Below are 19,993 nucleotides of genomic sequence, written 5' to 3'. Positions count from 1 at the left end.
CCGCTCGGCCGCTACTCGACCCCCGAGGAAGTGGCCGGCCTGGTCGGCTACCTGGCGTCCGACACCGCCGCGTCCATCACCGCGCAGGCGCTCAACGTCTGCGGCGGCCTCGGCAACTTCTGAGCCGTACGCGGCACTTCAGCCGCCCCCAGCGATGTCAAGGAGAACCCTCATGCCCAACACCGAGGTGCGCGAGGTGGAGCACTTCATCACGGTCGACGCATCGGCCGAAGCCGTCTACCGGCTGATCGCCGACGTCCGGAACTGGCCGCGGATCTTCCCCCCGACCATCTACGTCGACCACGTCGAGCGCGACGGCGGCGACGAGGTCATCCAGATCTGGGCCACCGCCAACGGCGAGGCCAAGCAGTGGACTTCGCGCCGCACCCTGCACCCCGAAGAGCTGCGGATCGAATTCCGGCAGCAGGTCTCCGCGCCGCCGGTGGCGGCGATGGGCGGCAGCTGGATCGTCGAGCCGTTGTCCGGCACCGAGTGCCGGGTGCGCCTCCTGCACGACTACCGGGCCGTCGGGGACGACCCGGTGAGCCTGCGCTGGATCGACGAGGCCGTGGACCGCAACTCGAACGCCGAGCTCGACGCCCTCAAGACCAACGTCGAACTCGCCACCGCCTCCGAGGAGCTGACGTTCTCCTTCGAGGACACCGTGCACGTCGACGGCTCCGTCAAGGACGTCTACGACTTCGTCAACGAGGCCGACCTGTGGTCCGAGCGGCTGCCGCACGTGGCGACCGTGCGCCTGACCGAGGACGTCCCCGGCCTGCAGACCCTGGAGATGGACACCCGCGCCAAGGACGGCTCCGTGCACACCACCGCGTCCTACCGCGTCTGCCTGCCGTACCAGAAGATCGCGTACAAGCAGACCACGCTGCCGGCCCTGATGAACCTGCACACCGGCTACTGGACCTTCACGGACACCGGCGCGGGAGTCGAGGCCTCGTCGCAGCACACCGTCGTCATCCGCGCCGAGAACATCGCCAAGATCCTCGGCCCCGAGGCCACGGTCGCGGACGCCAAGGCGTATGTGAAGAACGCGCTCAGCACCAACAGCTGCGCCACCCTCGGCTACGCCAAGGACTACGCCGAATCCCGGACCTGACGCCATGACCGCCGTCGACACGCAAGTCATCGTGGTCGGCGCCGGACCGGTCGGGCTGCTGCTCGCCGCCGAACTACGGCTCGGCGGCGCCGAGGTGACCGTACTCGAAGAGCGGGCCACGCCCACCGACGAGTCCCGGGCGTCCACCCTGCACGCACGCACCATGGAACTGCTCGACCAGCGCGGACTCCTGGGCGAACTCGGCACACCGCCGCACGAGCCCCGCGGCCACTTCGGCGGCATCCCGCTCGACCTCACCCTGCCAGGCCCCTACCCGGGCCAGTGGAAGGTGCCGCAGGTGCGCACCGAGGAGCTGCTCGGCTCCTGGGCACAGCGGCTCGGCGCCCGGCTGCTCCGCCGTCACCGGGTCCGCGGGCTCACACAGCACCCCGGCCATGTGACCGTCGAGGCCGAGAGCCCCGACGGCCCCCTGCGGATGACCGCCCGCTACGTCGTGGGCTGTGACGGCGAGAAGAGCACCGTGCGGGACCTCGGGTCCTTCGACTTCCCCGGCACCTCCGCACAGCGCGAGCTGCTGCGGGCCGACGTCGCGGGCATCGACGTGCCCGACCGGCGGTTCCAGCGCCTGCCCGGCGGTCTCGCGATCGCGGCCCGCCGCGCCGACGGCGTCACCCGCGTCATGGTCCACGCCTACGACCACATCGCCCAACAGCGCACCACCGCGCCGGAGTTCGCCGAGGTCGTGGAGATCTGGCGGAGTGTCACCGGCGAGGACATCGCACACGGCACGCCCCTGTGGGTCAACTCCTTCGGCGACGCCTCACGGCAGGTCACCCGCTACCGCGACCGCCGGGTACTGCTCGCCGGCGACGCCGCCCACCAGCAGCTGCCGGTCGGCGGACAGGCCCTCAACCTCGGCCTGCAGGATGCCGCCAACCTCGGCTGGAAACTGGCCGCGACCGTACAGGACCGCGCCCCCGACGGGCTGCTCGACACCTACCACGACGAACGGCACGCGGTCGGCCGCCGCGTCCTCAGCAACATCCAGGCCCAGGCGCGGCTGCTGCTCGGCGGCCCCGAGGTCGAAGGCCTGCGCACCGTCGTCGCCGAACTGATCGGCCAGGAGGACGTACGCCGTCACCTCGCCGGCATGATCAGCGGCCTGGACATCCGCTACGGCACCGGGCACCCGCTGGAGGGTGCCCGGCTGCCGTACGCCGAAGTCGCCACGGACACCGGCCCGACCAGCACCCTCGCCCTGCTGCGCTCGGCACGCCCGCAACTCCTGCTGCTCACCGGCGACCCCGGACAGGCCGAGCGGCTGCGCCGGGCCTGCGCGCCCTGGCAGGACACGGTCGACACCGTGACCGTCGCCGTCACCGAGAAGGCCGCCGCGAGCGGTCTGCCCACGGACGCGGCCGCCCTCCTGGTGCGGCCCGACGGCTATGTGGCCTGGGCCGGACAGGACGAGCAGAGCCTGACGGCGGCCATCGGCCGCTGGTGCGCGCCCCGGGCCCCCCGCCTCGATCACCGCCTCGACCACCGCCCCGACCCCCGGCCGCGGGCACCCCACACCATCGCACCCCATACCGACAGGACCGGGAGGTTCACCATGGGCCAACTGACCGGCAAGACAGCGCTCGTCACCGGCGCGAGCAGGGGCATCGGCCGCGCGATAGCCGAGCGCCTCGCCAGCGACGGAGCCCTGGTCTGCGTGCACTACTCGAAGAGCGAGGACGAGGCCTGCGACGTCGTCGAGGGCATCGAGAAGAACGGCGGCCGCGCCTTCAAGGTGTGCGCCCATCTCGGGACCACCGGCGACGTCCACGACCTCTTCCTCGGTCTGGAGACGGGCCTCAAGGAACGCACCGGCTCCACCCAGCTCGACATCCTGGTGAACAACGCCGGGATCATGGGGGGAGTGCAGCCGCAGGACACCATGCCGGTGCAGTTCGACCGGCTGTTCGCCGTCAACGCCAAGGCCCCGTTCTTCATCATCCAGCGGGCCCTGTCCAAGAACATCCCCGACGGCGGCCGGATCATCAACATCTCCTCCGGCCTGACGCGGTTCGCCAACCCCGACGAGATCGCGTACGCCATGACCAAGGGCGCCGTCGAGATGCTCGCGCTGCACTACGCCAAGTTCCTCGGCCCCCGCAACATCACCATCAACAGCGTGGCGCCCGGTATCACCCGCAACAGCAACCCGGTCTTCGAGAACGCCGAGGCTGTCAAGCACATGTCCGCCCTGTCGACCTTCAACCGGGTCGGCGAGCCGGAGGACATCGCCGACGTCGTGGCGTTCCTCGCCTCCGACGACGCCCGCTGGGTGACCGGCTCCTTCGTGGACGCCAGCGGCGGCACCCTCCTCGGCTGAGAGCGGCTGCCGCCACCAGGGCGCGCCGCCGGCCGGCGCCACCAGGGCGCCTGCCGGCTGCCGCCACCAGGGCGCGTCGCCGCGGAGCCCGCCTCCGCGGGACGCGCCCCGTCAACTGGAGCAGGATCGTGAAGAGTCCGTACTCCCCGCCGCCCGCCGTCGCCCCGGCGCGGGCCGGGCGGTCGCGTCTGCCCCTGTGGGGACTGCTCGCCGTCCTCGCCGGCAATATGCTCATCGATGCCCTCGAAGTGTCCGTGGTGGTCGTGGCGCTGCCGTCGCTCGCCGCGGACCTCGGCCTCGCACCGGTCTCCGCCCAGTGGGCGATGACCGGATTCGCGGCCGGCTTCGGCGGGCTGCTGCTGTTCGGCGCCAGAGTCGTGGCCCTGCTCGGCCGCCGCCGTGTCTATCTCACGGCGCTGCTCGTCTTCGCGGCCGCCTCCGTGGTCGCGGCCCTGGCCACCGACCCCGTACTGCTGGTCGCCACCCGGTTCGTGAAGGGCTTCTGCGCCGCACTGACCGCACCCACCGGGCTCGCCATCATCTCCACCACGTTCCCCGCGGGGCCGCAGCGCCAGCGGGCCCTGTCCGTCTACACGCTGTTCGGAGCCAGCGGATTCACCGCGGGACTGCTCCTGTCGGGGGCGCTGACCGAGATCAGCTGGCGGCTCACCTTCTTCTTCCCCGCGCCGGTGGTCCTGGTCCTGTTCGCCCTCGGGCTACGGCTGGTCCCCGGCCCCGACGCGGAGCCGGCACCGCCGGGCGCAGGCCAGGCCGCGGAGCAGCCGGCGCCCCGGCGCTACGACTTCGCGGGCGCCCTGACCTTCGCCGCGGGCCTGGCCGCCCTGGTGCAGGGCATCGTCTCCCTACCGGCGCACGGCTGGGCCGACCCGCGCTCCACGGGGCTGCTCGCCCTGGCCGTGGCGGCCTTCGCGGCGTTCACGGTGATCGAGCGTCGGGTACCCGAACCGCTCGTCGACTTCCGGGTGTTCACCAGCGGGGCGATGGTCCGCTCGGCCCTCGGCGCGGCCGCGCTCAACGGCTCCTACCTCGGCCTTCTGTTCACCCTCACCTACCAGCTCCAGGTCCTGAGCGGCTGGTCGCCGCTGCACACGGCCCTCGCCCTGCTGCCCGCCGCGGCCCCGCTCGCCGTGACCGCCCTGCACTCGGGACGGCTCGTCGCGGGGTACGGCGCCACCCGGCTGATCACGGCCGGTGCGCTCTTCGCCTTCGTGGGATATCTGCTGCAGCTGCGCCAGTCCTGGCCGCTGCAGTACGCATCGGACCTGCTCCTGACGACCCTCCTGGTCGGGGCGGCCTTCGTGTGTTCCTTCGCGGCCCTGAACCTCCGGGCCACCGCCGAACTCCCGCCCGCGGAACGGGGGGCGGGCAGCGGCGTCTACCAGACCGCGGTCCAGACGGGCGCCGCCCTGGTGCTCGCCGCCGTCGCCGCGCTGCTGCCCGCATCCGCCGCCGCCGCACAAGCCGACCCGCTCCGGGCCTGCCGTCCGGCGCTCGTCCTGGTCGCCGCGGTCGGGGCCGCCGGACTGCTCGTGGCCCTGACCGGACGGCGCACGCGCCGCCCCTGAGCCCGTCCCGCGTTCCCGGTGCGGCGCAGGACCCAGAACGTGCACCACTGCGCCGCCCCCTACCGGATACGACGTTCAGGAACGGTTATGACCATGGACCAGGCAGCGGAAGACTGGATCATCGAGGCGTCGGACGACTTGGACGACCTCGACGGCCTGGGCGACTTCGACGATTTCGGCGATTTCGGCGACTTCGACGACCTCCCGCCCGAATGGGACCCGGCGGCCGCCGAGTCCGCCCCGCCGAGCCTCAGCGAACTCGCCGCCGCCGGGCTGCCCGAGCGCACCGACATGATCGACGCGTATGTGCGGCACGAACTCGCCCGTGTGCTGCGGGTCCCGCCGGACGAGATCGACACCGCGGGCTGCACGATGAACAGCCTCGGCATCGGCTCCATCAACGGCCTGGAGCTGCAACGCCGGATGGAGGACGTCCTGCGGGTCGATGTGAATCTGCAGCAGCTCCTGCGCGCCAACAGCGCCGCCGAACTGATCGACTGCCTCGCCGGCCAGCTGGGCCCCGAGCAGAGCCCGCACAAGAACCCGTCCCGCGGCCACGGCCACGCGTCCGGAGAGACCGGTGCTCCATGACCGGCAGCCTGCTGATACGCGAGGACGCGGGCCCCGGCAGCAGGCAGCCGCCTCCTGGCCACCTCGACATCTGGCTGATCCGGCGCCCCGCCCCCGAGGCCACCCCCGGCCTCCTCGCGGCACCCGAACTCAGCCCCGCCGAACGGGAACGCGCGGCCTCCTTCGTACGGCCGCTCGACGGCATCACCTACGCCGCCGCCCACCTGGCCCTGCGCCGGCTGCTCGGCGGCTACCTCGGCATCGAGCCGCGCGCGGTGTCCTTCACGCGTGAACCCTGTCCGGGCTGCGGAGAGCCGCACGGCCGCCCCTGTGTGTTCCCGCCCGACCCCTGCCTGCACTTCTCCCTCGGGCACAGTCACGGCATGGCCGTCATCGGGGTGGCCTCGACGGTGCTCGGCGTGGACGTGGAGCTGCTGCCGCGCGACGAGACGGTCGACCACTGCGTGCCCGCCCTGCACCCGCAGGAGATCGCGGAGCTCGACGGCCATCCGCCGGAGCAGCGCCGTGAGGCCTTCGGCCAGCTGTGGACCCGTAAAGAGGCCTATCTCAAGGCCCTGGGCACAGGCCTGTCACGGCACCCCGCGACGGACTACCTCGGCGCCGACGAACGGCGCAGACCCGAGGGCTGGACCGTCCTCGACATCCCCTGCGGAACCCGTCACCGCGCGGCCGTGGCCGTGCGCGGCGACGCCCCCGAGCGCACGAGGGTGCGCCGGCTGCGTCTGGAACGCGGCGCCACGGCGGACGCGGACCGCCGGGTCGTCATCGGACGGATCGCCCAGGAACCCCAGTCAGGAGAGTGAGTCACGCATGGCGGCTACGGAGCGGATGACGGTCGACTGCCCCGACGGGGAGCAGAGCGACTGGGCGACTTCCTGCGAGCGGCTCGAACAACTCTGTCTGATCAAGCAGGAGGTACAGCGCGGCCCGGACGCGGCGGCCACCGAACGGCAGCACGCCCGCGGCAAGCTCACCGCGCGCGAACGCCTCGAACTCCTCCTGGACGAGGACTCGTTCACCGAGATCGAACCGCTGCGCAGGCATCGGGCGACCGGCTTCGGACTCGAAGGAAAGCGCCCCTACACCGACGGAGTGATCACCGGCTGGGGCACCGTCTTCGGCCGGACGGTCTTCGTCTACGCCCATGACTTCCGGATCTTCGGCGGCGCACTGGGCGAGGCCCACGCCGCCAAGATCCACAAGGTGATGGACATGGCGCTCGCCGCGGGCGCGCCCCTGGTCTCGCTCAACGACGGCGCGGGCGCCCGGATCCAGGAGGGCGTCTCGGCCCTGGCGGGCTACGGCGGCATCTTCCAGCGCAACACCAGGGCCTCCGGGATCATCCCGCAGATCTCCCTGATGCTCGGGCCGTGCGCGGGCGGCGCGTCCTACAGCCCCGCCCTGACGGACTTCGTCTTCATGGTCCGCGGCATCTCGCAGATGTTCATCACCGGGCCCGACGTGGTGCGCGCCGTCACCGGCGAGGAGATCAGCCACGACGGCCTGGGCGGCGCCGATGTGCACTCCGCCGCGTCCGGCGTGGCGCACATCGCCTACGACGACGTCCACACCTGCATGGAGGACGTACGTTTCCTGCTGTCGCTGCTGCCCTCCAACTCCCGTGAACTGCCGCCCCGTTCACCCGCCCTTGACCCCGTCGACCGGCGCTGCGACGCGCTGCTCGACCTGGTCCCCGCCGACCCCAGCGCCGTCTACGACATCCGGGGCGTCATCGAGGAGATCGTCGACGACGGCGAGTACTTCGAGGTGCACCCCGCCTGGGCCGCGAACATCGTGTGCGCGCTCGCCCGCATGGGCGGCGACGTGGTCGGCATCGTCGCCAACCAGCCCGCGTCCTTCGCCGGTGTGCTCGACATCGAGGCCAGCGAGAAGGCGGCCCGCTTCGTGCAGTTCTGCGACGCCTTCAACATCCCCCTGGTGACCCTCGTGGACGTACCCGGCTTCCTGCCCGGCGTACAGCAGGAGCACCAGGGCATCATCCGGCGCGGCGCGAAGCTCCTGTACGCCTACTGCAACGCCACCGTCCCGCGGATCTCCCTGGTCCTGCGCAAGGCGTACGGCGGTGCGTACATCGTCATGGACTCCCGCTCCATCGGCACCGACCTGGCGCTCGCCTGGCCCAGCAACGAGATCGCGGTGATGGGCGCGGAAGGCGCCGCCAACGTCATCTTCCGCCGTGAGATCGCCGCAGCCGAGGACCCCGAGGAGATCCGGCAGCAGAAGATCAAGGAGTACCAGTCCGAGCTGATGCACCCGTACTACGCCGCCGAACGCGGCCTCGTGGACGATGTCATCGACCCACGCGACACCCGGAGGATCGTGATCAAAACGCTCACGATGCTGCGCGACAAACACGCCGACCTGCCGTGCCGCAAACACGGCAACCCGCCGCAGTGAGCACGGCCGTCCCGGCCGGGCGGGAGGCGGAGGCCGGGTCCGACGGCCCGGCCGGGCAGGAGGCCGCGGACCCCCGGCTCGTCATCAAGGTCGTCAGGGGCCGGGCCGCACCGTCGGAACTCGCCGCCCTCACCGCCCTCCTGTACGCCCGCGCCGCGGCGCTCGCCGAGCAGGACCCCGAGCCCGAGCCCGGCAGCGCCCAGGCGGGCTGGCGCCGCCCGGAGCGGATGCCGCACCACCGCGACCCGCGCGGCCGCTGGGCCGCCCCCGGGCGGCGCTGATCGTTCCACCGCACCAACACGGCCGGACCCGTACCAACACGGCTGGAACAGAAGGGAGTCACCTCATGGACCCGGAAACGTCCGACCCGCCGTTCCACGCCTCCACCGACACCCTCACGGCACCACCGGTACTGCTCCTCGCGGGCGAGGACGACTGCGAGGAGACCCCGTGGCCGGCGGAGTGGCACATCGTGCGCGGCATCGACTGAGGGCCGCCGGCACCCGCACCGGCCCCGGCCCGCCACCGCCAATACCCGCACCGGCCTTCGGCCGGCCGCCACCAGAACCCATACGGACGAGGGGAGTTGGGCGCCCATGACCGCTCCACCCGTCGCGTCCACGGAGATACGGCCCATCACGCTGCATGACGCGGACCTCCCCCTGTCGGGCCTCATCGCCGAGCCGGAGCGGGCCGCGCCCCGTGCGGTGGTCGTGGCCCTGCACGGCGGCGGCATGCGCGCGGGCTACTTCCATGGACAGGCCCTCCCGAGCCTGTCGCTGCTCGCCCTCGGCGCCCGCCTCGGCTACACCGTCCTCGCCCTCGACCGCCCCGGTTACGGCGCGTCCGCCGAGCGCCTCCCGGACGGCCAGAGCCTCACCGAACAGTCGGCGACCCTGCGCCGCGCCCTCGGCCGCTTCGCCGCAGAGCGTGACACCGGCGAGGGCCTCTTCGTGGTCGCCCACTCCTTCGGCGGCAAGGTGGCACTCACCCTGGCCGCGGACGCCGCGGACGCCGCGGACGCCGGGGACGGCAGGGACGGCAGGGACGGTAGGGACGCCGGGGACGCCGGGGACGCCGGGGACGCTGCGGACGCCGGGGACGCCGGGGACGCCGGGGACGCCGGGGACGCCGGGGACGCCGGAGACGAAAGTGCCGGCGCCGACGTCGAGTTGCTCGGCCTGGACATCTCCGGCTGCGCCCGCCACTACGCCCCGGACGTACCCCTGCCCGGCGCCGCCTGCCGCGACAGCCGCCGACTGCACTGGGGACCGCTGCGCCTCTACCCGCCCGGCACCTTTCGCGAGAGCGGCCCCATCGTCGCCCCGCTGCCGGCGCGTGAACTCCACGAGTGGGAGCACTGGCCCGCGCGCTTTCCCGGGCTGGCCGCCCGTATCCGGGTGCCCGTCCGGCTGACCTTCGCCGAGTACGAGGACTGGTGGCGGCACGGCCCGGCGGAGACCGAGGAACTGACCCGGCTGCTCGCCGGGGCGCCCGCCGTCGTCTGCCGTCAGCGGGCCGCGGGCCACAACATCAGCCTCGGCTGGTCGGCCCGCGCCTACCACCTGCGCGCCCTGCGGTTCCTGGAGGACTGCCTCGCCCGCAGACGCAGGGCGCCCCACGAAGCCCTGTCCCCGCATCCGCTTCCGTAGCCGAACCCGAACCGACCCCTCATCCGCATCCGCATCCGCATCCGCATCCGAATCCGTGACGACGAGCGAGCGAGGACCGATGCCCGAAAGCGCCGACCGTTACCCCGACATCACCCGCCCCGACGCCGCGCTCGCCCTCATCAGCACCCGCTACGTGGGCGACTCCGAAAGCCAGCGGCATGCCCTGGACACCTCCGTCGCCGCATGGTCGGCCCACCGCTGGCCGACCGGACTGCTCTCGGTCAGTCTCTACGCCGACGTCGTGGGGGAGAGCGTGCTCACCTACGCCCAGTGGAACGACGAGGCAGCCTGCGACGCGTTCACCCGGGCCCGGGGCCCCGCGGTCTTCGGCGGCCTGGACGCGGCCATCGACCACGACCGCTGCGAGCCGGTCAAGTTCCGTCGCTACCGCAGCACGGAGCCGGGGGACGACGCGTCGTCACCCCCCGACTGCATCGCGGTGCCCAGCTTCGACGTCGACGGGCCCGAACGGCAGCGCCGCATCGTCGACACCCTGCTCGACGGCCCGCTCGGCAAGCAGCTGCCCGGACTGATCGCGGCGCACTTCCACCTCAGCACCGACGGCACCCGGGTCATCAACTACGCGGAGTGGACCGCCGAAGAGCTGCACATCCGCGCCCTCACCGGCCCCGTCCTGCAGGAGGCGGGTGCCATCACCCAGGTCATGCCGGGCGTACGCGGTATCGGCTGCCCCCGCTACCGCCTCCACCGGACCCTCCTCGCGCCCCAGGTCCCGTAAGCCCAAGTCCCCATCGGTCCCAACTCCCGTAAGCCCCAAGCCACTTGAGTCCCGAGCCCCTTGAGCCCGGGAACCGCCCGCGCGCCACCGCCCACCTCAGGAGCACACCCATGTTCACCCGACGCGAAGCCCTCGGCGCCGCCGGCTCGGTCCTCGTCACGGGCGCCGCCCTCACCCCGCTGATCGCCGCGCGCAGCGCCGCGAGCGACCCGCCCGCCGCTGCCCCGGGAGCGGCGGGCGCGGGCGCCGCGACCGTGGAACGGTTCCGCCTGGCCATGCCCGTGCCCCCGGTCCTCGCCCCCGTCTCCACCGCGGGCGGCGTGGACCGTTACGCGATGACCATGCGCACCGCCACCGCGGAGATCCTCCCGGGGCTGCGGACCGAAGTGCTGACGTACAACGGCCAGTTCCCCGGCCCCACCGTCAGGGCGCGCTCCGGCCGCCCCGTCGTCATCCGGCAGCACAACGCGCTGACCATGCCCACCTCCGTGCATCTGCACGGCGCATCGGTGGCACCGAGCAGCGACGGCGACCCGATGGACACCGTCGCGGCCGGCACGAGCCGCACCTACCGCTATCCGAACCGGCAGCCGCACGCCTCGCTCTGGTACCACGACCACGCCCACCACATGGAGTCCGAGCACGTCTACCGCGGACTGTCCGGCGCCTATCTGCTCCGCGACCGCACCGAGGCCCGGCTGCCGCTGCCGGCGGGGGCGTACGACGTTCCGATAGCGATACGCGACGCGGCGTTCACCGAGGACGGCCAGTTCTCCTACGCCATGGGAGACCGCAACCGCACCACCATGCTGGCCAACGGCAAGGCGTACCCGTACTTCAGGGTCGCCGCCCGCAAGTACCGCTTCCGGCTGCTCAACGCGTCCAACATGCGCATGCTCAGGCTGCGGCTCGGCGACGGCGGCCCGATCGTGCAGATCGGCACCGACGGCGGCCTCCTCGCCCGCCCCCTGACCGCCACCGACGTCTTCCTGTCGGCCGGTGAACGCGCCGATGTCGTCATCGACTTCTCCCGCTACCCGGTCGGCACCGAACTGGTCCTGGAGAACACCGCACCGCCCGGACCGGCCGACCTGGTCGGCCAGGTCCTTCGCTTCGACGTGGACCGCACGGCGGACGACCCCAGCGAGATCCCCGCCGTCCTGCGCACCCTGCCGCCCCTGCCCGAACCCACCGCCGAACGCTCGGTCTCGATGAACATGAAGCCGCCCCAGGCGTTCATGGACGACAAGGTGTACGACCCCGCGCGCGTCGACGCGCATGTGCGCTACGGCGCCAGCGAAGTATGGACGGTCACCAACGCCAGCCCGGAGTTCCCCCACAACTTCCATATGCACCTGGTGCAGTTCCGCGTCCTGGAACGCAACGGCAAGGACCCCAACCCCTCCGAGACCGGCCTCAAGGACACCGTCAACCTCATGCCGGGCGAGACGGTCAAGCTGCAGGCCACCTTCGACGCCTACCGCGGCTCGTACGTCTACCACTGCCACATGCTCGACCACTCGGCGATGGGGATGATGGCGACGATGAAGATCGCCTGACGGGGCGGGGGCGGGGCGGGGGCTGCCCCGGCACGGGTCAGCGGCCCGTGAGCGCGTCGAGTTCGCCGAGCGCCGCCCGCAGCCACCGCTCGGGCGGCAGCGCCACCGCCCCCTTGCGCAGCCGCTCGATACGCGAGGCCCGCTCGGCGGGGGAGAGGACAAGGGCGTCACCGATGGCGGCCGCCAACTCGCCTACGTCGAAAGGGTCCACCAGGGTGCATCCGGTGGCGAGGTCGTCCGCCGCCCCGGCGTGCCGCGACAGGACGAGCGCCAGATCCCGGCGGCTGACCACGGGCCCCTCCTTGGCGACGAGGTTCATACCGTCCCGTACCGGATTCACCACGAGCACATCGGCCTGCGCCATCGCGGCCAGACCGCGTCCGAAGTCGTTGTGCGTCTCCAGGACCACCGGGCGCCAACCCTGCCTGCCGAAACGGCCGTTGATCTCCTCGGCGGCCGCCGTGACCTCCCGGGTCAGTTCCCGGTAGGCGGCCAGCTCGCCGCGCGATGCGTAGGCGAGCGCGAAGTGGACGACGCGGCCGTGCTGTTCGGGATAGAGGTCGAGGAACCGGGCGAACCCGCGCAGGCCGCGCGGGATGTTCTTCGACGGTTCCATACGGTCGACGCGTACGACGAGCCGCACACCGTCGCCGCCCGCCAGATCCCGTAACTGCCGCTCGTGCGCGCGTACATCGGTCGCCGCGGCCCGTGCGCGCAGCGCGCCCTCGTCCACGCCGACGGGGAAGCAGCGCACGCCCGACCACCGCCCGTCCGGACCACGCACCGCCGCACGACCGCGGTCGCCCCCGTCCCCGCCCTCGCGGGCGCCTTCGCGTTCGACGGGCAGACCGAGCTGCTCGCAGCACTCCAGGAAGGCCCGTGCCCAGCGCGGCACGAGGAAGCACACCATGTCCGCGCCGAGCAGCCCGGCCACCAACTCCCGCCGTACAGCGGCCGGAAGGAGCTCGAAGCGGCCGGGCTCGGCCCAGGGCGTCATGGTGAAGTGCGCGCTGCGGACGTCGGGCCGCAGGGCCCGCAGCCGTCGCGGCGCAAGGGACAGGTGATAGTCCTGCAGCAGTACGGCCGCGCCCGGTGCGGCGGCCGCGGCGCACGCCGCCGCGAAGGACTCGTTGACACGGCGGTATCCCGGCCAGTGCGCCCGCAGGGTGTCCGCGGTGTCCGTGGCGGCGGACGGCGGCAGCAGATGGTGCTGGGCGAACCACAGGATCTCGCTCGACACGGCCCCGTAGTAGCTCGCGTAGTCCTGCGGATCGTGTGCGAGCAGCCGGACGCCGACCGGCCCCTCGGGCAGCTCGACCACATCGAGCCGCCCGCAGGACACGAGCGCACGCGCCGCCGCACGGTCCTCGTCGGTGAGCGCGCTGGCCACCCACACCCCGCCGTGCGCGGCAAGGGCGGGCCCCAGGACGGCGATCAGACCGCCCGCGCCCCGGTGCCGCACCACCCGGCCGCCCTTGTCGCGGCGCCGCTCGAACGGCCCCCGGTTGGAGGCGATCACCAACTGCGCGGGCCCGTGCGGGCGTTCGTCCATCGTCCGGGCTCCTCCGTCGAGACGCCGTCATGATCGCCGTGCCCGAAACAACTCAACCGCCGTGCCAGGGAGGGACGTTACCCAGGAGCCCGCCGGTACGGCCCAAGAATCCGTCGATCCTCCCTCCCGTCCCCTCCGCTCCAACCACGAGGTGCTGAATGAGCGTCGCCGGCGAAGTCGAGGCTGCGAGTACCACGCAGGTGCACCCCAAGGACGTGCCCGAGGACAGCACGCGGGCGTTTCGCGACTATCTCGCCGTGCGGGACCGCACCATCCGCGTCCCGCACGACCGCGCGCGGCAACGGCTGCACGGCAGCACCGTCCTGGTCACCGGGGCGGCGGGCTGCATCGGCCGCGCCCTGCTGCGCGAACTGGCCGCACACGCGCCAGGGCGTGTCGTCGGCGTCGGCCTGGAGGAGCGGCCCGAGCTGCCGGACGGCACAGCCCACCACCGCCTCGACATCCGCGACCGGGACGCCCTCATCAGGCTGTTCCGCAGAACACGCCCCGACCTGGTCTTCCACCTCGCCGCCCAGCGCGACCCGGGCCTGGCCGAGCGTGAGGTCGCCCGCACCGTCACCACCAATGTGCTCGGCACCCGCAACGTCATCGACGCGTGCACGGCCACCGGCGTACGCCAGCTCGTGTACGCCTCCACCGGCAAGGCCCTGCGCCCCTACACCAGCGACGTCTACGCCCAGACGAAGCGCACCGGTGAGTGGCTCGTCGCCGACGCGGCCACCCGCGGCACCCTGCCGTCGGCGGCGGTCCGCTTCACCCACGTCGTCGACAACGCCATCGTCCTCGACCGCTTCCGCACCTGGTGCCGGACCGGTGAACCCCTGCGCGTACACGGCCGGCACACCACCTTCTACGTCCAGTCCGCCCGCGAATCCGCCCAGTTGCTGCTCACCGCCGCCCTCGCCGGGCGGGACGAGCAGTTCCGGCTCTACGCGATCCACGACCTGGGCTGGCCCGTGGGCCTGTACGACCTCGCGCTCGGTGCGGTCGCGGAATCCGGCCGCCCGGCCCGTATCGACGTCGTGGGCCACGAGCCGGGTTACGAGAAGCAGCCGTATCCCGGCCTGTACGACCCGCGCCACTGCGCCGACCTCAGCCCGCTCATCAACGCCCTGGAAGCCCCGACCGCGGTGCCGGGGCCCGGCGGCGACGTCGACTGCGCCATCGGCCGCGCCCCGCTCACCCCCGAACTGCGCGCCCGGCTCGACCACTTGGCGTGGGTCTGCGGCCGCACCGCACGGCAGGACGAGATCCGCGGCGTCTTCGACTCCCTGGCCTGGGGCCTGCTCAACCACACCGTGGCGACCGCGGAGCCCGAGTCCGTACGCCGGGTCGCCCGTCTCACCGCACCCCACCGGCCGCACATGAGCGAGGAACACCTCAGGATCGACGGCCTGTTCCGCAAGCACGCGGGACTGCCACCGACCTCCGACGCGCCGTTGGGCTCCGACGGGCTGTCGGCCTCCGATGTGCCGGTGTCCTCCGGCGCGCCGTCGGCCTCGGGCCCACCGAGAGTCTCTGGCCCACCTGCAGTCCCGGGCCTACAGGCAGTCTCCGACTTACCCCCGGCCTCCGACGAGGCCACAGCGAAGGGCGGACCGCATGCAGCCGCCGCCTGACCCCACCGGTTTACCGGCCACCGTGGAGGGTGGTGCCGGAGCGGAGTCCCGTGCCGCCGCGGAAGTCCGCGCAGGCTCGGCCGTCCGCGCCGCCGTGGATGCGCCTGACGCAGCGGCGCCCGCCGTTGTGGACACGCATGGCGCCGCAGCCGCAGCCGCGCCCACCGCCGTGGACGCCCAGGCCACCCGGCCCGCGCCACGGCCCCCCTCGACGTCGCCACCTCCACCGTCATCGGCATCGCCGCCGTCATCTCCAGTCGACGGCCCGGCCCTGCGGCCGCTGCTCTGCACGCAGGTCGTCGGGGCGCTCGGCCTGTCCGCGGGCGGCACCGCGAGCCCCTTCCTCGCCGCGGACATCCTGGGCTCGGCGGCGCTCACGACCCTGCCCTTCGGCCTGCTCGTCCTGGGCACCGCGGGATCGGCCCCGCTGATCTCCGCAGTGATGCGCCGCCACGGCCGCGCCGTCGGTCTGGCCCTGGCCTACGCCGTGGCCACCGCCGGCACCTTCCTGGTCATCGCCGCCGCGGCCACGGGAGGCGCGGCCCTGCTCTTCGCCGGCAGCCTCCTGTCCGGCACGGGCAACACCGCGGTGATGCTCGGCCGGTACGTCGCCGCCGACGCCGCACCGCCGGGACGTGCCGGACGCGCCGTCAGCACCGTGATGACGGCGGTCACGTTCGGCGCGGTCATCGGGCCCATGCTCATGGGCCCCACCGAAGCCGTCGCCCACGCCCTCGGCCTGCCCGGTGCCACCGGCCTCTTCCTCCTGGCCGCGGTCACGTTCCCCACGGCGGCCGTCGTCACGCTGCGCCAGCAGCTGAAGCTTCGGAGCAGCAGTCCGCCCGTACGAGGGCGGCCCGACACGGCGGCCACCGCTACCCGCTCCCGCACCCAAGCCCGAACCCGCCCCCGAGTGCCGCTGCTCGCCCTGGCCATACTCGGCTGCGCCAATCTGACCATGGTGACCGCGATGGCGGCGGCCCCGGTCCATCTGCACGCCCATCACTGGTCGCTGGACGCCATCGGCCTGCTGGTGGGGGCCCATGTCGCCCTGATGTTCGGCCCGTCCGTGCTGTCCGGCAGGCTCACCGACCGCATCGGGGCCGGCCTCACCGCCCTGACCGGCGCCACCGTGCTGCTCCTCGCACTCCCTCTGGTGGCCCTGACGTCGACGGGCGCCCACTGGGCGACGATCGCCGGTCTCCTCCTGCTCGGCCTGGGCTGGAACATCCTCCTCATCAGCGGCAGCGCGCTCGTCATCCAGCGCACCCCCGCCGCCCACCGCCACCGCACCGAAGGACTCGGCGAAACGTCGATGGCCCTGGGCGCGGTCCTCGGCACGGTCGCCCTGGCCGGCCCACTCATCGCCGTCGGCGGCGTACCCCTGTTGTGCCTCGCTCTGGGCGCGATCACCGCGCTGGCGGCGGTGTTCCTGCTGAGGGATCTGCGCCGATGAGCGCGGGTGCGGGCGGGACTCGCGTACGCCTGTTGTGTCTTGCCCTCGGTGCCATCACCGCCTCGACGGCGTCATGCCTCCTGAAGGGCCTACGCCGATGACCCCGGACCCCGGCGCGAGCCAACAACCCCCCGCTGCGGTCCTGTTCGACTACGCGGGCACCCTCTTCGACGACACCTCCGTCATCCGCCCGCACCGCCTCGCCGCCCAGTGCGCGCTGCGCGGGCGACGCATCTCCATGGCGCGGGCCGCGCGGCTGTGCGCGGCGCTGCTGCACGCGGTCGACTCTCCCGAGGGCCGGGCCCGCCGCGCGGACGCCGATCTCTCCCCTGACCGGCACCGCGCGGCCTGGACGCAGCTGGCCCGCGCGGCTCCCGGCAGCGACGCCCTGATCGCGGACGCCTTCTACGCCTGTGTCACCGGGGCCGACGGCTGGCACCCCTATCCCGACACCGGCCCGGTGCTCGCCGCCCTGCACGCGGCCGGCATCCCCGTCGCCGTGGTCAGCAACACCGGCTGGGACATCCGCGGTTCCTTCGCCGCCGCCGGGCTCACCCGCCTGGTGGCCGCCTTCGTCCTCTCCTGCGACCTGGGCGTGCAGAAGCCGGACCCGGAGATCTTCCGCACGGCCTGCGCCCTCCTGGGCACCGATCCCGCCCGCGCCCTCATGGTCGGTGACGACCCGGCGAAGGACGGCGCGGCCGCGGCCGTGGGCATCCCCGTCTACGTCCTGCCCACGGACCGCGGCCCGGCGCGCCCCCGAGGCCTGACAGCCGTCCTCGGCCTCTTCCCTTCCCTCGGATCCCTCGGATCCCTCGGATCCCTCGGATCCCTCGGATCCCTCGGATCCCTCAGATCCCTCAGATCCCTCAGATCCCTCGGAACCCTCAGATCCCTCGGAACCCTCAGGCCCAACTCCCCGCCCGCGCCCGCGAACCGGCGAGACGGCAGTCCGTGAGGTCCGCGCACGCGCACCCGATGCAGTCGGCCACGCCGTCGCGCAACGCTGTCAGTTCATCGATACGCCGGGTCAGCAGGGCGTGCCACTGCCGGGTGACCTCCGCCCATGCCTCCTCGTCGGGAGTACGTCCCGTGGGCAGCCGCGAGAGTACGTCCCGTACCACCGGGAGCGGTATGCCCACCCGTGTCGCGGCGGTGACGAGAGCGACCCGGCGCAGCGCCTCCCGCGAATACCGCCGCTGATTGCCTCCCGTGCGATGACTCTCGATCAGTCCCTGCTGCTCGTAGAACCGCAGCGCGGACGGGCTGACGCCGCACCACTCGGCAACCTGACCTACCGTCAACTCCCTTGAGTGAAAGGCTACTTGGGGCATATACGCAGAGTATCGCCGGACGTCGCGGCACTGCGAGCACGCATCGAGAACTCCGAACACACCGCGTCCCCGGCCACCCGCCCGGAACGCCGACGGGGCGGCGTACGACCGACGCGGTGTCGGTGTACGCCGCCCTCGGGCGGAACGAGTTGCGGGAGGCGGCCCGCTGCCACGCCCGGCGGTTACTTCGGGTCGCGGTTGAACTTCGCGGTCGACCAGAAGTAGCCGATCCCCGCGAGCCCCACGCACCAGGCGAGGGTGAGCCAGCCGTTGTGGCCGATCTCGCTGCCCAGGAGCAGACCGCGCAGGGTCTCGATGGCGGGTGTGAACGGCTGGTACTCGGCGAACGGCTGGAACCAGCCCGGCATGGTGTCCACCGGGATGAACGCACTGGAAAGCAGCGGCAGCAGGATCATCGGCATCGCGTTGTTGCTGGCGGCCTCGGCGTTCGGACTGACCAGGCCCATACCGACCGCGACCCAGGTGAGCGCCATGGAGAAGAGCACGACCAGACCGAAGGCGGCCAGCCACTCCAGGACCGTGGCGTCCGTGGACCTGAAGCCGATGGCGACGCCGATGGCGCCCACGAGGACCACGCTCATGACCGACTGCAGCACGCTGCCGACGACATGCCCGACGAGCACGGACCCGCGGTGGATCGCCATCGTGCGGAAGCGGGCGATGATGCCCTCGTTCATGTCGGTGGCGACGGACACCGCGGTCCCGATCACGGTGCCGCCGATGGTCATCATCAGGATGCCGGGGACGATGTACGCGATGTACTGGGACCGGTCCGCACCGCCGCCGCCGATGCCCGCGCTCATCACGTCACCGAAGAGGTAGACGAAGAGCAGCAGCATCATCACCGGGGTGAGCAGCAGGTTCAGGGTGAGCGACGGATAGCGGCGGGCGTGCAGGAGGTTGCGGCGCAGCATCGTGGAGGAGTCGCGCACGGCGAGGGAGAGGGAGCTCATCGGACGTTCTCCTTGGGCTGGTTGGGCTGGTTGGGCTGGTTGGGCTGGTTGGGGATGCCGGCGGCGGTGCCGCTGCCGGTCAGGGCGAAGAACACGTCGTCCAGGTCGGGGGTGTGCACGGTCAGCTCGTCCGCCTCGATACCGGCGGAGTCCAGCCAGTCGAGGACCGAGCGCAGTTCGCGCTGGCTGCCGTCGCTCGGGATCTGCAGGGCGAGGGACTCGTCGTCCGCGCTCACCTCGCGCAGCGCGGCGGCTGCGCTGCGGTACGCGGCGGGATCGGTGAAGCGGAGCCGGATGTGCCCTCCGGGGATGAGCCGCTTCAGCTCCTCCGCGCTTCCCTCGGCGGCGATCTTCCCGTCGTTCAGGACGGCGATACGGTCGGCCAGTTCATCGGCCTCCTCCAGGTACTGCGTGGTGAGGAAGACCGTGACCCCGTCGGAGACCAGCTCCCGGATGATGCCCCACATGTTGTGGCGGGAGCGCGGGTCGAGTCCGGTGGTCGGTTCGTCGAGGAAGATGATCCGCGGGTCGCCGACCAGCGTCATGGCGATGTCCAGGCGGCGCTTCATGCCGCCGGAGTAGGTGGAGGCGGGCTTCTTCGCGGCCTCGACCAGGTCGAACCGCTCGAGGAGTTCGGCGGTGACCCGCCGTCCCGCACGCTTGGACAGATGCTGCAGATCGGCCATGAGGAGCATGTTCTCCTCGCCGGTGATCAGCCCGTCGACGGCGGAGAACTGTCCGGTGACACCGATCGCGGCGCGCACCGACTGCGGGTCGGCGGCGAGATCGTGCCCGCCGACACGCAACTCGCCCGCGTCGGCGGTGATGAGCGTGGAGAGGATCTTGACGGCGGTGGTCTTGCCCGCGCCGTTCGGACCGAGCAGGGAGAAGACCGTTCCTTCCGGGACGGTCAGGTCGACGCCGTCGAGTACGACTTTGTCGCCGTAGGACTTGCGCAGCCCGTTCGCCGCGATGGCCAAGCTGGTCATGAGGGGAGCTCCTACATAGAGGCCGCG

At 72.4% G+C, this 19,993-nt stretch carries 19 protein-coding genes; 15 read left to right on the top strand and 4 right to left on the bottom strand.

What is annotated here, in order from left to right; genetic code table 11:
* From ACFQVC_RS34715 to ACFQVC_RS34660, 12 genes are all read left to right on the top strand, one after another.
* Nucleotides 1-123 (top strand): SDR family oxidoreductase (locus tag ACFQVC_RS34715; RefSeq protein ID WP_381828218.1); only part of this gene is annotated, 123 nt, incomplete at its 5' end.
* 49 nt (nt 124-172) lie between these two features.
* Entirely contained in the window at nt 173-1,117 is a 945-nt protein-coding gene (locus ACFQVC_RS34710) for an aromatase/cyclase (protein WP_381838180.1), read from the top strand.
* Nucleotides 1,118-1,121: 4 nt separating this feature from the next.
* Entirely contained in the window at nt 1,122-3,455 is a 2,334-nt protein-coding gene (locus ACFQVC_RS34705) for an SDR family oxidoreductase (protein WP_381838178.1), read from the top strand.
* Nucleotides 3,456-3,580: 125 nt separating this feature from the next.
* Nucleotides 3,581-5,041, top strand: a complete 1,461-nt coding sequence (locus ACFQVC_RS34700; protein WP_381838196.1) for an MFS transporter — start codon at nt 3,581-3,583, stop codon at nt 5,039-5,041.
* A gap of 93 nt (nt 5,042-5,134) precedes the next feature.
* Nucleotides 5,135-5,632: an acyl carrier protein gene (locus tag ACFQVC_RS34695; RefSeq protein ID WP_381838177.1), complete on the top strand. Its 498-nt coding sequence runs from the start codon at nt 5,135-5,137 to the stop codon at nt 5,630-5,632.
* Entirely contained in the window at nt 5,629-6,435 is an 807-nt protein-coding gene (locus ACFQVC_RS34690) for a 4'-phosphopantetheinyl transferase family protein (protein WP_381838175.1), read from the top strand. Before ACFQVC_RS34695 ends, ACFQVC_RS34690 begins: the two co-directional genes overlap by 4 nt.
* Before the next feature lie 25 nt (nt 6,436-6,460).
* Nucleotides 6,461-8,050: an acyl-CoA carboxylase subunit beta gene (locus ACFQVC_RS34685; protein WP_381838194.1), complete on the top strand. Its 1,590-nt coding sequence runs from the start codon at nt 6,461-6,463 to the stop codon at nt 8,048-8,050.
* Nucleotides 8,047-8,331, top strand: a complete 285-nt coding sequence (locus ACFQVC_RS34680) for an acyl-CoA carboxylase epsilon subunit (protein WP_381838173.1) — start codon at nt 8,047-8,049, stop codon at nt 8,329-8,331. The genes ACFQVC_RS34685 and ACFQVC_RS34680 overlap by 4 nt, the downstream gene beginning before the upstream one ends.
* Before the next feature lie 65 nt (nt 8,332-8,396).
* The gene (locus ACFQVC_RS34675; protein WP_381838171.1) at nt 8,397-8,540 is read left to right on the top strand and encodes a surface protein; all 144 of its coding nucleotides are present in this window, start codon (nt 8,397-8,399) and stop codon (nt 8,538-8,540) included.
* Nucleotides 8,541-8,646: 106 nt separating this feature from the next.
* Nucleotides 8,647-9,702 carry an alpha/beta hydrolase gene (locus tag ACFQVC_RS34670; protein ID WP_381838169.1) on the top strand — a complete coding sequence of 352 codons (1,056 nt, stop codon included), beginning with the start codon at nt 8,647-8,649 and terminating at the stop codon, nt 9,700-9,702.
* 79 nt (nt 9,703-9,781) lie between these two features.
* The gene (locus tag ACFQVC_RS34665; RefSeq protein ID WP_381838167.1) at nt 9,782-10,462 is read left to right on the top strand and encodes a monooxygenase; all 681 of its coding nucleotides are present in this window, start codon (nt 9,782-9,784) and stop codon (nt 10,460-10,462) included.
* Between the two features lie 110 nt (nt 10,463-10,572).
* A complete protein-coding gene (locus tag ACFQVC_RS34660; RefSeq protein WP_381838166.1) occupies nt 10,573-12,021 on the top strand; it encodes a multicopper oxidase family protein in 1,449 nt (482 codons plus the stop codon).
* A gap of 37 nt (nt 12,022-12,058) precedes the next feature.
* On the opposite strand, the gene ACFQVC_RS34655 is transcribed toward ACFQVC_RS34660, so the two are convergent.
* On the bottom strand, nt 12,059-13,573 hold the full coding sequence (locus tag ACFQVC_RS34655) for an alpha,alpha-trehalose-phosphate synthase (UDP-forming) (RefSeq protein WP_381838164.1): 1,515 nt from the start codon (nt 13,571-13,573) through the stop codon (nt 12,059-12,061).
* A gap of 158 nt (nt 13,574-13,731) precedes the next feature.
* Here ACFQVC_RS34655 and ACFQVC_RS34650 point away from each other — a divergent pair, with 158 nt between their 5' ends.
* The 3 genes from ACFQVC_RS34650 (at nt 13,732) to ACFQVC_RS34640 (ending at nt 17,627) form a co-directional block, all read left to right on the top strand.
* On the top strand, nt 13,732-15,213 hold the full coding sequence (locus ACFQVC_RS34650) for an NAD-dependent epimerase/dehydratase family protein (protein ID WP_381838162.1): 1,482 nt from the start codon (nt 13,732-13,734) through the stop codon (nt 15,211-15,213).
* 127 nt (nt 15,214-15,340) lie between these two features.
* Nucleotides 15,341-16,669: an MFS transporter gene (locus tag ACFQVC_RS34645; protein ID WP_381838160.1), complete on the top strand. Its 1,329-nt coding sequence runs from the start codon at nt 15,341-15,343 to the stop codon at nt 16,667-16,669.
* Between the two features lie 97 nt (nt 16,670-16,766).
* Nucleotides 16,767-17,627, top strand: a complete 861-nt coding sequence (locus ACFQVC_RS34640; RefSeq protein ID WP_381838158.1) for an HAD family hydrolase — start codon at nt 16,767-16,769, stop codon at nt 17,625-17,627.
* Here ACFQVC_RS34640 and soxR read toward each other — a convergent pair.
* The 3 genes from soxR to ACFQVC_RS34625 form a co-directional block, all read right to left on the bottom strand.
* Entirely contained in the window at nt 17,575-17,973 is a 399-nt protein-coding gene (gene soxR, locus ACFQVC_RS34635) for a redox-sensitive transcriptional activator SoxR (RefSeq protein ID WP_381838156.1), read from the bottom strand. The two genes, ACFQVC_RS34640 and soxR, sit on opposite strands and share 53 nt — an antisense overlap.
* A gap of 212 nt (nt 17,974-18,185) precedes the next feature.
* Nucleotides 18,186-18,977: an ABC transporter permease gene (locus tag ACFQVC_RS34630; protein WP_381838154.1), complete on the bottom strand. Its 792-nt coding sequence runs from the start codon at nt 18,975-18,977 to the stop codon at nt 18,186-18,188.
* Nucleotides 18,974-19,966, bottom strand: coding sequence for an ATP-binding cassette domain-containing protein (locus tag ACFQVC_RS34625; RefSeq protein WP_381838152.1), 993 nt, complete (start codon nt 19,964-19,966; stop codon nt 18,974-18,976). Before ACFQVC_RS34625 ends, ACFQVC_RS34630 begins: the two co-directional genes overlap by 4 nt.
* Between the last annotated feature and the right edge of the window lie 27 nt (nt 19,967-19,993).

This window comes from Streptomyces monticola (assembly GCF_042665355.1).
Classification (GTDB): Bacteria; Actinomycetota; Actinomycetes; order Streptomycetales; family Streptomycetaceae; genus Streptomyces; species Streptomyces monticola.
Note: the sequence above shows the minus strand (reverse complement) of the source record. Positions and strands in the feature narration are given on the sequence as shown.

Excerpts from the sequence above, each read along its gene's own strand:
- ACFQVC_RS34710 (WP_381838180.1), top strand. The coding sequence starts at position 173 with ATGCCCAACACCGAGGTGCGCGAGGTGGAGCACTTCATCACGGTCGAC.
- ACFQVC_RS34705 (WP_381838178.1), top strand. The coding sequence starts at position 1,122 with ATGACCGCCGTCGACACGCAAGTCATCGTGGTCGGCGCCGGACCGGTC.
- ACFQVC_RS34695 (WP_381838177.1), top strand. The coding sequence starts at position 5,135 with ATGGACCAGGCAGCGGAAGACTGGATCATCGAGGCGTCGGACGACTTG.
- ACFQVC_RS34690 (WP_381838175.1), top strand. The coding sequence starts at position 5,629 with ATGACCGGCAGCCTGCTGATACGCGAGGACGCGGGCCCCGGCAGCAGG.
- ACFQVC_RS34685 (WP_381838194.1), top strand. The coding sequence starts at position 6,461 with ATGACGGTCGACTGCCCCGACGGGGAGCAGAGCGACTGGGCGACTTCC.
- ACFQVC_RS34675 (WP_381838171.1), top strand. The coding sequence starts at position 8,397 with ATGGACCCGGAAACGTCCGACCCGCCGTTCCACGCCTCCACCGACACC.
- ACFQVC_RS34670 (WP_381838169.1), top strand. The coding sequence starts at position 8,647 with ATGACCGCTCCACCCGTCGCGTCCACGGAGATACGGCCCATCACGCTG.
- ACFQVC_RS34665 (WP_381838167.1), top strand. The coding sequence starts at position 9,782 with ATGCCCGAAAGCGCCGACCGTTACCCCGACATCACCCGCCCCGACGCC.
- ACFQVC_RS34660 (WP_381838166.1), top strand. The coding sequence starts at position 10,573 with ATGTTCACCCGACGCGAAGCCCTCGGCGCCGCCGGCTCGGTCCTCGTC.
- ACFQVC_RS34655 (WP_381838164.1), bottom strand. The coding sequence starts at position 13,573 with ATGGACGAACGCCCGCACGGGCCCGCGCAGTTGGTGATCGCCTCCAAC.
- ACFQVC_RS34650 (WP_381838162.1), top strand. The coding sequence starts at position 13,732 with ATGAGCGTCGCCGGCGAAGTCGAGGCTGCGAGTACCACGCAGGTGCAC.
- ACFQVC_RS34640 (WP_381838158.1), top strand. The coding sequence starts at position 16,767 with ATGACCCCGGACCCCGGCGCGAGCCAACAACCCCCCGCTGCGGTCCTG.
- ACFQVC_RS34630 (WP_381838154.1), bottom strand. The coding sequence starts at position 18,977 with ATGAGCTCCCTCTCCCTCGCCGTGCGCGACTCCTCCACGATGCTGCGC.
- ACFQVC_RS34625 (WP_381838152.1), bottom strand. The coding sequence starts at position 19,966 with ATGACCAGCTTGGCCATCGCGGCGAACGGGCTGCGCAAGTCCTACGGC.